Raw genomic sequence first — 11712 nt, forward strand, 5'->3', positions numbered from 1 at the left:
GTGCGACCGTACAATACGCGCCGTCGGTCATCGGCGGGGCGCTGGGCCACCCAGGTGATCACGACCGGGAACGGCAAGGGCGGCCGCCGTCGGCGACCGCCCCAACTCGCTTCCGCAGCTCAGGAGTCGGCATCCTCGCGCTTGCGGATGTGCAGCTGGCGGGCCGCCTCGGCGGTGGAGCCGGAGACCGACGGGTACACGGTGAAGGCGCTGGCCACCTGTTCGACCGTCAAGTTGTTGTCCACGGCGAGCGAGATCGAATGGATGAGTTCGCTCGCGCGCGGGGCGACGACCACGCCGCCGACCACGATGCCGGTGCCGGGGCGGCAGAACAGCTTCACGAAGCCGTCCCGGATGCCCTGCATCTTGGCCCGCGGATTGCCGCGCAGCGGCAGCTTCACCTCGACGGCGTCCATCTTCCCGCAGGAGATGTCGGCCGCGGTGTACCCGACGGTGGCGATCTCCGGATCGGTGAAGACGTTGGAGGAGACGGTCTTGAGGTTGAGCGGCTGCACCGCGTCGCCGAGCGCGTGGTACATCGCGATCCGGCCCTGCATGGCGGCGACCGAGGCGAGCATGAAGACGCCCGTGCAGTCACCGGCCGCGTAGACGCCGGGGGCGGAGGTGCGGGAGACCCGGTCGACCTGGATCTGACCCCAGTCGTTGAGCTTGACCCCGGCCTCCTCCAGGCCCATCTCGGCGGTGTTGGGGATCGAGCCGACGGCCATCAGGCAGTGGGTGCCGGTGATGACCTGGCCGTCGCCGAGGGTGACCTCGACCCGGTCGCCGACGCGCTTGGCGCCCTCGGCCCGGGTGCGGCTCATGACGTTCATGCCGCGGCGGCGGAAGACCTCCTCGAGCACCTCGGCGGCGTCCGGGTCCTCGCCCGGGAGCACGCGGTCGCGCGAGGAGACCAGGGTGACCTTCGAGCCGAGCGCCTGGTACGCGCCGGCGAACTCGGCGCCGGTGACACCCGAGCCGACCACGATCAGCTCGCGGGGCAGCTCGTCCAGGTCGTAGACCTGGGTCCAGGTGAGGATGCGCTCGCCGTCCGGCTGGGCGTCGGGCAGCTCGCGCGGGTGGGCGCCGGTGGCGATCAGGACGGCGTCGGCACGCAGCGACTCGGTGGTGCCGTCGGCCGCCTCCACGATCACCTCGCGGGAGCCGTCCACGGCCTGGCCGCCCGTCCCGAGGCGGCCCTTGCCGCGCAGGATGGTGATGCCGGCCCGGGTGACGGCCTGGGTGATGTCGTGGGACTGGGCGATCGCCAGGCGCTTGACGCGTCGGTTGACCTTGCCGAGGTCGACACCGATCACCGAGGCGGAGTCGCCCTCGCCGTCGGCGACGATGATGCCGAGCTCCTCGTGCGAGCTGTCGAAGGTGGTCATCACCTCCGCGGTCGCGATCAGGGTCTTGGACGGCACGCAGTCCGTCAGCACCGCCGATCCACCCAGACCGTCGCGGTCGACAACGGTCACCTCCGCCCCGAGCTGGGCGGCGACGAGCGCCGCCTCGTATCCGCCGGGGCCGCCACCGATGATCACGATCCGAGTCACGTGCACCATTGTCCCGCACGCCGGGAGCGCCGCCACGCCGGGGGCTGGCCTTTGTCCGAGCCTCCAGCCCAACCTGACGGTGAGCGTGCGGAATCGCCCGGGATGTGACGCTGAACACTCCCGGCGGCCATCGGCGCCCCACTCTCCCGTAGGCTGACGCCCATGCCCCTCTACGCCGCGTACGCCACGAATCTCGACGCCCGGCAGATGAGCCGGCGGGCCCCGCACTCACCCCTGCGCGGGACCGGCTGGCTGGACGGCTGGCGGCTGACCTTCGGGGGTGAGCACCTCGGCTGGGAGGGCTCGCTCGCGACCGTGGTCGAGGACGAGAAGGATCAGGTCTTCGTCTCGCTCTACGACGTGGCGCCGATGGACGAGGACGGCCTGGACCGCTGGGAGGGCGTCCAGCTCGGCATCTACCGCAAGATCAAGCTGCGGGCGCACACCCTGGACGGCGACATCCCGGTCTGGACGTACGTGCTCAACGACTACGAGGGCGGCCTGCCCGCCGCGCGCTACCTCGGCCTGATCGCCGACGCGGCGGAGAGCGCGGGCGCGCCGCACGACTACGTGCTCGATCTGCGCCGCCGACCCTGCTGATCGCGGTCTGCGCCAGGTGGAGACCTACGAATTCGGGGGCCGGAAACCGGCCCCGCCCTGTGGTTTTGGGTCATCCGGGTAACGATCTCGCGTAGTTAGGGCGGTTTGTTCTACGCGCGTAGGCGATTCCCGTCTATCCTCGGCGGTGTGAACGCAACTCCTCAGTCGGTCGTCTCCACCGACCCCTACGCCGCCGCCCAGGCCGCCGCCGCCCGCCTGCGCGAGCTGACCGGCGCCGAGCGCCACGACGTCGCCCTGGTGATGGGCTCCGGCTGGGTGCCGGCCGCCGACGCGCTCGGCGAGACCATCGCCGAGTTCCCCGTGACCGAGCTGCCCGGCTTCCCGGCCCCGGCCGTCGCGGGCCACTCGGGCAAGATCCGGTCCGTCCGGATCGGCGACAAGCGCGCGCTGATCTTCCTCGGCCGCAACCACTACTACGAGGGCTACGGCGTCGCGACCGTGGTCCACGGTGTCCGCACCGCCGCCGCCGCGGGCTGCGAGACCATCGTGCTGACCAACGGCTGCGGCGGTCTGCGCCAGGGCTGGAAGCCCGGCCAGCCGGTCCTGATCAGCGACCACATCAACCTGACGGCGGACTCCCCGATCGTCGGCGCGAACTTCGTCGACCTCACCGACCTGTACTCGCCGCGGCTGCGCCAGCTCTGCCGCGAGGTCGACCCCACCCTCGACGAGGCCGTCTACGTCCAGTTCCGCGGCCCGCACTACGAGACCCCGGCCGAGGTCAACATGGCCCGGGTGATCGGCGGCGAGCTGGTCGGCATGTCGACCACGCTCGAGGCGATCGCCGCCCGTGAGGCCGGGGCCGAGGTGCTCGGGATCTCGCTGGTCACCAACCTGGCCGCCGGTATGACCGGGGAGCCGCTCAACCACGAAGAGGTGCTCGAGGCCGGCAAGGCCAGCGCCGAGCGGATGGGCGCGTTGCTCGCGAAGGTTCTCGAACGGATCTGACACTGCTTTAGAGCAACCACAGCAGGGGCGCGAGGAACGGCGCGCGCAACCGCCTACGTACGTGGTGGGCTGGTCGCGCGCGCAGTTAATTCAAAGGGGCCTCGCGCCCCTTGGTAGTGCAACTGACTGGAGTAGCTAATGGCGCAGGCTTCCACCACTGACCTCCTCGCCCGGGCGCGGGCCTGGCTGGCCGAGGACCCGGATCCGCAGACCAGGGCGGAGCTGGCGGATCTGCTGGCCGCCGCCGAGGGGCCCGAGGCGGAGGCGGAGGACCGGATCGCGTGGTCCCGGCTGGCCGAGCGCTTCGGCGGGCGGCTGCAGTTCGGAACGGCCGGGCTCCGGGGTGAGCTGGGGGCCGGGCCGATGCGGATGAACCGGGCCGTGGTGATCCGGGCCGCCGCCGGGCTCGCCGCGTACCTCAAGCGCGAGCAGCTGGGCGACCTGGTGGTGATCGGCTACGACGCGCGCCACAAGTCGTACGACTTCGCCCGGGACACCGCCGCCGTGATGGTCGGCGCCGGGCTGCGCGCCGCGCTGCTGCCGCGCCCGCTGCCCACGCCCGTACTGGCCTTCGCGATCCGCCACCTGGGAGCGGCCGCCGGGGTCACCGTGACGGCCAGTCACAACCCGCCGCAGGACAACGGCTACAAGGTCTACCTGGGCGACGGCTCGCAGATCGTGCCGCCCGCCGATGCCGGGATCGCCGCCGAGATCGACGCGATCGGCGAGCTGGCCGAGGTGCCGCTGGCCACGGAGGGCTGGGAGGTGCTGGGCGACGACGTGGTCGAGGCCTACCTGGACCGGGCCGTCACCGTGGTCGACCCGGCCGGCCCGCGCGAGCTGGACGTGGTCTACACGCCGATGCACGGCGTCGGCCGGGACGTGCTGGTGGCCGCGTTCAAGCAGGCCGGCTTCCCCGCGCCGACCGTCGTCACCGAGCAGGCCGAGCCGGACCCGGACTTCCCGACCGTGGCCTTCCCGAACCCGGAGGAGCCGGGCGCGATGGACCTCGCGTTCCGCACCGCCGCCTCCGTCGGGCCGGACATCGTGATCGCCAACGACCCGGACGCCGACCGCTGCGCCGTGGCCGTGCCGGACGCCGCCGCCCCCGGCGGCTGGCGGATGCTGCGCGGTGACGACGTGGGCGCGCTGCTCGGTTCGGCGCTGGTCGCCAAGCGGGCGCACGGCACCTTCGCCACCACCATCGTCTCCTCCACCCTGCTGGGCCGGATCGCCGCCGCGGCCGGGCTCGGCTACGCGGAGACGCTCACCGGCTTCAAGTGGATCGCCCGCGCCCAGGGCCTGCGGTACGGCTACGAGGAGGCGCTCGGCTACTGCGTCGACCCGGGCGGCGTGCAGGACAAGGACGGCATCACCGCCGCCCTCCTGGTCGCCGAACTGGCGGCCATCCTCAAGCTGAGCGGCCGCACCCTGACCGACCTCCTGGACGACCTCGCCCTCGAGCACGGCCTGCACGCGACCGACCAGCTCTCCGCCCGCGTCGAGGACCTCTCCCTCATCTCCGACGCCATGCAGCGCCTGCGCGAGCAGCCGCCGACCACCCTGGCCGGCCTGCGCGTCACCCAGGCCGACGACCTCACCGCCGGCTCGGCGGACCTGCCGCCCACCGACGGCCTGCGCTACTACCTGGCCGGCGAGGCGGTCCGATCCGCCCGCATCGTCGTCCGCCCCTCCGGCACCGAGCCCAAGCTCAAGTGCTACCTCGAGGTCGTCCTCCCGGTCGCCACCGCCGCCGACCTCGCGGACACCCGCGCGGCGGCCGCGGCCCTGCTCGCCCGGATCAAGACCGACCTCGCGGCGGCCGCCGGGATCTGACCGCTGTACGTCGGAGAGCCGCAGGTCGCTGACCTGCGGCTCTCCGGCGTTTCAGCGGGCCCAGGTGGGGATCCAGGTGGTGGCGTCGTCGTGGCGGGGGGCGGTGGTGGTGAGGTGGGTGAGGAGGGTGGCCAGGGCGGGGTGGGGGTTGGTGCGGTGGTGGAGGAGGGAGTGCGGGTAGACGGGGGTCGGGGTGGTGACGGGGATGCGGCGCAGGTCGTGGGCGGCGGGCCAGACCAGGCTGGTGTACTCGCTCATGAAGGTGGCCAGGGCGGGGGTGTCGGCGATGGTGTCGAGCAGGGCGTCGGCGCCGAAGTCGGGGCCGGTGGCCTCGATGGTGAGGCCGAACTCGGCGGCCAGTTCGTCGTAGTAGGCGGTCCACTCGGTGCCCGGGGTCAGGCCCGGCATCCAGATCCGGTGGCCGGCCAGTTCGGTGAGGGTCACCGACTTGGCGTCCGCCAGGGCGTGGCCCGGACCGGTGAAGAGCTGGAGTGGCTCGTCGAGGATGCGTACGGCTTCGATGTCCTCGGGCAGCGGCCGCCCGGGGGCGGTGACGGCCCGGAAGGTGGCGTCGACCGTGCCGGCCCGGACGGCGGCCACGGCGGCATCGAGGTCGAACAGCTTCACCACGTCGAGCTCGACCTCGGGGTGCGCACGGTGGAAACCGCGCACCAGGCCCGACTGCGCGCTGCGCGAGGTGAGCACGTCGACCCGCAGCGGCCGGCTGCCGGGGCGGACGGCGGCGGTGGCGCGGTCGGCCGCGCGCAGCAGCTCGCGGGCATGCGGCAGGAAGGCCTGCCCGTCGATGGTGAGCTCGGCCCCGCGCGGGGTGCGGGTGAAGAGCCGGACGCCGAGGACGCGCTCCAGCGCGGCGATGCGCTTGGAGACGGCCTGCTGGGTGACCGCCAGCTCGGTGGCAGCTTCCTGGAACTGGCCCGCGTCGGCGGCGGCGACGAAGGTCCGGACGGTGTCGAGATCCATGCGGGACACCGTAGAGGAACAACCACTGGTTGTTTCGTAGCGGGTGGATGGTTGTTTGATCCGGGACTGTCGCGCTCGATTTGATGTCTCTTGTCGCTTGTCGGTTGTACCGGACAGGGAGCAGGGATGAGGCTGGGGCGGCAGTTCGGGTGGCTGTGGGCGGCGTACGCGGTGAGTGCGTACGGCTCCGGGCTGGGGTTCGGGGCGCTGCCGCTGATCGCCGTGCTGGTGCTGCACGCGGGCCCCGTCGAGGTGTCGGCGCTGTCGGCGGTGGGGCCGGCGGTGGGTGCGCTGGTGGCGGTCCCGCTCGCGCCGTGGGTGGAGTTCCGGCGCAAGCGGCCGGTCATGATCGGGATGGATCTGGCCCGGTTCGCCGCCCTGACCACCGTCCCGGTGGCCTACGCGCTGGGCCGGCTCACCTTCGGCCAACTGCTGGCGGTCTCGGCCGTGCTGGCCGCCGCCCGGATCGCCTTCGGCGCGGCGAGCGGCGCGCACCTGAAGGCACTGGTCCGGCCGGAGCAGCTGCTGGTGGCCAACTCCCGCTTCGAGTCGACCACCTGGAGCTCCATCGCACTCGGCCCGCCGCTGGGCGGGGCGGCCATCGGCCTGCTCGGGCCGGTCACCACCGTGCTGGCCGATGCGCTCAGCTACCTGCTCTCGGCGCTCGGGGTCGCCATGATCCGGCAGCCGGAGGAGTCGCCCGAGCGTCAAGGTGCCCGGGCGGGCGGAGTGCTCGACGGTTGGCGGCACATCCTGGGTGACCGCGGCCTGCGCGGGCTCTACCTCAACAACCTGCTCGTCTCCGGCCTGATCATGGCCACCGAGCCGGTGCTCGCCGTCCTGCTGCTGCGCGGGCTCCACTTCGCCCCCTGGCAGTACGGCCTCGCCTTCGCCGCCCCCTGCCTCGGCGGACTGGCCGGCTCCCGGCTGGCCCCGCGGATGGTGGCCCGCTACGGGCGCGACCGGGTCTTCCGGGTGGCCGGCACGCTGCGCGCCGTCTGGCTCGTCGGGCTGGCCTTCACCCCGCCCGGCCCCCTCGGCCTGGTCACGGTGATGGCCGTCGAGCTGGCGATCATCGTCAACATGAGCCTGTTCACCCCGGTGCTCGCCACCCACCGGCTCGAGCGCACCCCCGCCCACCTGCTCGCCCGCACCCTCACGGCCTGGTCGGTCGGCCAGCAGGCCGCCATCGCCGCTCTCACCGCCCTGGCCGGCCTGCTCGCCGCCGCCACCGGCCCGCGCACCACCCTGACGGTCGCGGGACTGCTGATCCTGGCGACCCCGCTGTTGCTGCCAAGGCCCGTACCACGGGCGGAGGTTCACGATCAGGTGACGCTCGGTCACCATTCCGGGTGACCCTCGCGTGGCCTGCCCGGCTGCCGGGGGTCGGGTACGCACCATGGGGCCCATGGATCACTCTGTCACCAGGCGTACCGCCCTCGCCGCGGCCGCTCTCGCCACCGGCGCGGCCGTCGGCCTGCCCGCCACCACCCGCGCCGCAGCCCAGAGCCCCACCGCCGGTCCGGGGCCGGACTGGGAGCTGCCGACGGGCCGGGCAGCGCAGGAGGGCGACCCCGAGGCCGACGAGGTCGTCAAGGAGCTGGTGAGCGCCGGTCAGCTGCCGCTGGCCAACCAGGTCTTCCACGACTGGACCCGCAACGACCAGCCCGTCCCGGACGCCGCGCCCTCGGTGCTGCACGACTTCCTGCGGCGCAACGCCGTCCTGGCGGCGGAGGAGCGGGCGGCCATCGACCGGGTCAAGAACGGAGACTCGGGCAAGCTCCTCCAGGCCAACATGGAGGCCATCACCGTGACCGAGGCCTTCGGCGGCCTCTTCGCCGCCCTGGCCGACCCGCTGCTGGCCAAGTCGGTCTGGTACGCCAAGTACGACCTCGTGATGGACATCGGCCGACGTTTCTCCCGCACCATGAACACCCTCTGGGACGGCCTCGACGGCGGCAACTGGGAGCCGTCGGGCAACGCCCTGGTCACCATGGTCAAGCTGCGCCTGGTGCATGCGGCGGCCCGGCAGACGGGCCTGGCGCACGGCTGGAACCAGGCGCGGGACGGTATGCCGATCAGCCAGCGGCTGGAGGTCGAGGAGCTCATGTACGTGGGTGCCTACAACGTCCAGCTGGCGGCCAAATTCGGCTTCCGCCCCGATCCCCGGCAGATCGACGAGCTGCTGGCGATGATCCGGGTCGGCGGCCGGCTGCTCGGGATCCAGGACAGGTACAACCCCCGTACCCTCGACCAGGCCAACCAGGTGCTGGCGGACGCCGCCGCCAACCACCGGAGCTCCTCCGACGAAGGCGTCAAGCTCGCGCGCAACATGCTGGACTGGCTGGACCGGAAGGCCTTCCCCGGCGCCGGGGCCGTCGGCGCCTCCATGGTCCGGATGATGGACGCGCACGTGGCCGACGTCCTGGAGATCCGCCCCAACCCGGCGCTGGACACCCCGGTGGCCACACTGGCGCCGCTGCTGTACCGGCCCGCCTACGAGGTGCAGCAGAAGTTCCCGCTGCTCGTCCCGGTCCACGAGCAGATGTTCAAGGTCGCCTCGAAGCTGGTCGCCTGGTACGCCGTCGACTTCCGCGACTACGACCTGCAGATGCCCGTCGGCTGACCGATCGGCGGGCCGTTCGGGCGAACTTGGTATTCGTCCGAGCAGGGCCTCGGCCTCTGTACGGACATGGCCACCGGGAGTGGCGGATGCATTTCAGCGCCTTCCCCATGGGCGAGTCCACCACCTGCTGCTCACGACCACCGTCGTCGTCCTCCTGCTCTGAACGGACACCAGCAGGAGGACGACGACGGGCCGAGGGCCGGTCAGGCGGCCGTGCGGCGGCCGCCGTAGGAGGTGACGAGGGCGTCGGCGACGGCTTCCGCATCCGCCTCGGCGACCTCGGCCGGGTACTCGGGGAGCAGGTCGTCCCAGACCGGCAGCCAGGAGCCGAACAGCTGGACCTGGCCCGCCGGGCGGGCGAAGAACCAGAGGTGCAGGTGGGCGGCGCCGTCGCCGAGGCGGTAGACGTGGGCCCGGGAGACGTGCGGCAGGGCCTGGATCCGGCGGACGATGTGAGTGGTCAGCACGCCCATCTCGGCGGCCAGTTCGTCGGGCAGCTCGGCGAGGTCGTAGTGGTCGCGCGGGTACAGCATCAGCGCCAGCGGGACCCCTACGCCCGTGACCCGGTCCAGCCGCCAGTGGTCGGTGAACCAGAGGCCCTCGTCGCGGGACTTGCATATCCCGCAGTCCGCCGGGTCCTCACCGTGCCGCGGCGGCTCGGGCAGCACGGGCGGGCGCAGCGGCGAGACGCGCAGCCCCTCCGCCTCGAACGGGCTGATGTCCCAGCCGGTCATCCGGGCCAGCGGGAGCCGGAGCTCACCGTCGGCGGCGGCCCGTGCGTGGTCGTAGAACTCGTCAGGTGTCAAAGCCATGATCGGAAGACTAGACCTGGCCGTCGGCCTCCTGACGATCAGTTCTGGCCGGCCGCGCCCTAGGATCGCTGGCATGGTGCTGCTCATGAGTGACGTGGACCGGTTCGAGGCGGCCCGGCCCCGGCTGGAGGCCATCGCCTACCGGCTGCTCGGCTCGTCGAGCGAGGCGGAGGACGCGGTGCAGGAGACCTTCCTGCGCTGGCAGGCCGCCGAGGTCGGGCGGATCGAGGTGCCCGAGGCCTGGCTGACCAAGGTGCTCACCAACTACTGTCTCAACCAGCTGACTTCGGCCCGCGCCCGGCGCGAGTCGTACGTCGGCCAGTGGCTCCCCGAGCCGCTGCTCGCGGGTGACCCGATGCTCGGCCCGGCCGAGACCGCCGAGCAGCGCGAGTCGGTGTCGTACGCCGTGCTGGTGCTGCTCGAGCGCCTCTCCCCTGGTGAGCGGGCGGTGTACGTGCTGCGGGAGGCGTTCTCCTACTCGCACCGGGAGATCGCCGAGATCCTGGACCTCACCGAGGCCGCCGCCCAGCAGCTCTACCACCGGGCCAAGAAGCACGTGGCGGACGGCAAGGCCCGGACCGAGATCGACGAGGCCGCCGCCCGGCGGATCGTGGAGGAGTTCCTGGCCGCGGCGACCACCGGCCGCACCGAACCCCTCATCCGCCTGCTCACCGAGGACGCCGTCGCGGTCGGCGACGGCGGCGGCAAGGTCCCCGCGCGCGCGAAGGCGTTCGAGGGTGCCCGCGCGGTGGCCACGTTCATGCGCGGACTGTTCAAGCCCGCCCCGGCCAAGCGGGCCCATGTCGGCGGCGTGCCCAGCGTCTACGCCTGGACCGCCAACGGGGAGCCGGCCGTGGTGGCGCTGGTGGACGGCCGGGTCGTCGGCATCATCTGCCTGGAGGTCACCCCGGACGGCATCGTGGCCCTGCGCAGCCAGGTCAACCCCGACAAGCTCGTCCGCGCGACCGAGCGGTGGGCCGACACCGACCACCCGGAGGGCCCCCTGCTCACCCTGTGACGCGGGTCACATGCCAGGCCTGTCAGGAAACGCGGGGCTGTCCGGTTCAAGGTGCGAAACCACGCCGGAGACGGCGGCCCCACCCAGACAGGAGCACGGACATGCAGCACCGAATCGTCGTCCTCGGAGCCGGCTACACGGGTGCGGTCGCGGCCGGCCGCCTCGCCAAGCGGCTGCACCGGGCCGATGTCGCCATCACCCTCGTCAACCCCGAGCCCGACTTCGTGGAGCGGGTGCGGCTGCACCAGCTCGCCGCCGGCCAGGAGCTCAAGGCCCGGCCGTTCGCCGAGATGTTCGCGGGCACGGGTGTCGAGCTGAAGCTCGCCCGGGTCACCGCCGTGGACGTGGACGGGAAGACGGTGACGGTCACCGGCGCGGACGGCCGGGAGCGGTTGGCGTATGACACCCTGGTCCACGCCCTCGGCAGCGGCTGGCACGACGGGGGCATGGACGGCGCCGCCGAGCACGCGTACGAGGTCTCCAGCCGCCCCGGCGCCCTGCGGCTCCGCGACCGGCTGGCCGCCCTGGGCGCGGGCGAGCACGTGGTGGTGGTCGGCGGCGGCCTGACCGGCCTGGAGGCCGCGACCGAGATCGCCGAGGCCCGCCCGGACCTCGAGGTCGCGCTGGCCGTACGCGGCGGTCTCGGCGACTGGCTCTCGGCGAAGGGCCGCACCCACCTGCGGAAGGTGCTGGACGGGCTGGGCATCACCGTCCACGAGCAGGCGGCGGTGGACGGCGTGACGGCCCAGGCCGTGCGCACCGCCGACGGCCGGAGCCTGCCCGCCGCCGTCACCGTCTGGACCACCGGCTTCGCCGCCAACCCGATCGCCGCGGCCACCACCCTGGAGCTCACCGGGCAGGGCCGGATCGTGGTCGACGCCACCATGCGCTCGGTCTCCCACCAGGACGTGTACGCCGTGGGCGACGCGGCGATGGCGCTCGGCCCGGAGGCCAAGCCGCTGCGGATGTCCTGCGCCTCGGGCGTCCCGATGGCCTGGCAGGCCGCCGACGCCATCGCCGCCCGGCTGGCCGGGATCAAGGTGCCCCGCGTGCCGATCCGCTACTTCAACCAGTGCGTCTCGCTGGGCCGTCGGGAGGGCCTGATCCAGTTCGTCACCGCCGACGACCGGGCCCTCGACCGCGCCCTGACGGGCCGTCTCGCCGCCCGCTACAAGGAGCTGGTCTGCAAGGGCGCGGCCTGGGGCGTCGCCAACCCGACCATGGGCCTGCCGACCCGGCGCCGCCGGGTGGTGCGGCAGGAGGCCCCGGGCCGGGTGCCGGTGGAGGCGGCGGCCTGAGCGCGGCGTCGGGGCC

10 protein-coding genes are annotated in these 11712 nt (G+C 72.9%); 7 read left to right on the forward strand and 3 right to left on the reverse strand.

The window, feature by feature from the left end; all coding sequences use genetic code 11:
- Nucleotides 1–119: 119 nt before the first annotated feature.
- Nucleotides 120–1592: an NAD(P)H-quinone dehydrogenase gene (locus ABT095_RS08585; protein ID WP_350528568.1), complete on the reverse strand. Its 1473-nt coding sequence runs from the start codon at nt 1590–1592 to the stop codon at nt 120–122.
- Nucleotides 1593–1718: 126 nt separating this feature from the next.
- On the opposite strand from ABT095_RS08585, the gene ABT095_RS08590 reads away from it, so the two are divergent.
- The 3 genes from ABT095_RS08590 to ABT095_RS08600 all read left to right on the forward strand — a co-directional run bounded on the left by ABT095_RS08590 (nt 1719) and on the right by ABT095_RS08600 (nt 4961).
- Nucleotides 1719–2156, forward strand: a complete 438-nt coding sequence (locus ABT095_RS08590; protein WP_104816440.1) for a gamma-glutamylcyclotransferase family protein — start codon at nt 1719–1721, stop codon at nt 2154–2156.
- Between the two features lie 147 nt (nt 2157–2303).
- Nucleotides 2304–3125: a purine-nucleoside phosphorylase gene (locus ABT095_RS08595; RefSeq protein ID WP_350528569.1), complete on the forward strand. Its 822-nt coding sequence runs from the start codon at nt 2304–2306 to the stop codon at nt 3123–3125.
- Nucleotides 3126–3263: 138 nt separating this feature from the next.
- Nucleotides 3264–4961 carry a phospho-sugar mutase gene (locus tag ABT095_RS08600; protein WP_350528570.1) on the forward strand — a complete coding sequence of 566 codons (1698 nt, stop codon included), beginning with the start codon at nt 3264–3266 and terminating at the stop codon, nt 4959–4961.
- Nucleotides 4962–5012: 51 nt separating this feature from the next.
- On the opposite strand, the gene ABT095_RS08605 is transcribed toward ABT095_RS08600, so the two are convergent.
- Nucleotides 5013–5942: a LysR family transcriptional regulator gene (locus ABT095_RS08605; RefSeq protein WP_350528571.1), complete on the reverse strand. Its 930-nt coding sequence runs from the start codon at nt 5940–5942 to the stop codon at nt 5013–5015.
- A gap of 126 nt (nt 5943–6068) precedes the next feature.
- Between ABT095_RS08605 and ABT095_RS08610 the strand changes: the two genes are divergently transcribed.
- Nucleotides 6069–7298, forward strand: coding sequence for an MFS transporter (locus ABT095_RS08610; RefSeq protein WP_350528572.1), 1230 nt, complete (start codon nt 6069–6071; stop codon nt 7296–7298).
- Between the two features lie 52 nt (nt 7299–7350).
- Nucleotides 7351–8568: an oxygenase MpaB family protein gene (locus tag ABT095_RS08615; RefSeq protein ID WP_350528573.1), complete on the forward strand. Its 1218-nt coding sequence runs from the start codon at nt 7351–7353 to the stop codon at nt 8566–8568.
- Nucleotides 8569–8771: 203 nt separating this feature from the next.
- Here the strand turns inward: ABT095_RS08615 and ABT095_RS08620 are convergent, their stop codons facing one another.
- Complete coding sequence (locus ABT095_RS08620) at nt 8772–9380, reverse strand: HIT family protein (RefSeq protein WP_350528574.1); 609 nt, start codon at nt 9378–9380, stop codon at nt 8772–8774.
- A 73-nt stretch (nt 9381–9453) separates the two neighbouring features.
- Here ABT095_RS08620 and ABT095_RS08625 point away from each other — a divergent pair, with 73 nt between their 5' ends.
- Nucleotides 9454–10398, forward strand: coding sequence for an RNA polymerase sigma-70 factor (locus ABT095_RS08625; RefSeq protein ID WP_350528575.1), 945 nt, complete (start codon nt 9454–9456; stop codon nt 10396–10398).
- A 101-nt stretch (nt 10399–10499) separates the two neighbouring features.
- A complete protein-coding gene (locus ABT095_RS08630; protein WP_350528576.1) occupies nt 10500–11696 on the forward strand; it encodes an NAD(P)/FAD-dependent oxidoreductase in 1197 nt (398 codons plus the stop codon).
- Nucleotides 11697–11712: the final 16 nt, after the last annotated feature.

Source organism: Kitasatospora sp. NPDC002227, assembly GCF_040296285.1.
Taxonomy (GTDB): domain Bacteria; phylum Actinomycetota; class Actinomycetes; order Streptomycetales; family Streptomycetaceae; genus Kitasatospora.

Bases quoted from the DNA above. Each gene is read 5' to 3' on its own strand.
- ABT095_RS08620 (WP_350528574.1), bottom strand. From the start codon at position 9,380: ATGGCTTTGACACCTGACGAGTTCTACGACCACGCACGGGCCGCCGCC.
- ABT095_RS08600 (WP_350528570.1), top strand. From the start codon at position 3,264: ATGGCGCAGGCTTCCACCACTGACCTCCTCGCCCGGGCGCGGGCCTGG.
- ABT095_RS08615 (WP_350528573.1), top strand. From the start codon at position 7,351: ATGGATCACTCTGTCACCAGGCGTACCGCCCTCGCCGCGGCCGCTCTC.
- ABT095_RS08605 (WP_350528571.1), bottom strand. From the start codon at position 5,942: ATGGATCTCGACACCGTCCGGACCTTCGTCGCCGCCGCCGACGCGGGC.
- ABT095_RS08630 (WP_350528576.1), top strand. From the start codon at position 10,500: ATGCAGCACCGAATCGTCGTCCTCGGAGCCGGCTACACGGGTGCGGTC.
- ABT095_RS08610 (WP_350528572.1), top strand. From the start codon at position 6,069: ATGAGGCTGGGGCGGCAGTTCGGGTGGCTGTGGGCGGCGTACGCGGTG.
- ABT095_RS08625 (WP_350528575.1), top strand. From the start codon at position 9,454: ATGGTGCTGCTCATGAGTGACGTGGACCGGTTCGAGGCGGCCCGGCCC.
- ABT095_RS08590 (WP_104816440.1), top strand. From the start codon at position 1,719: ATGCCCCTCTACGCCGCGTACGCCACGAATCTCGACGCCCGGCAGATG.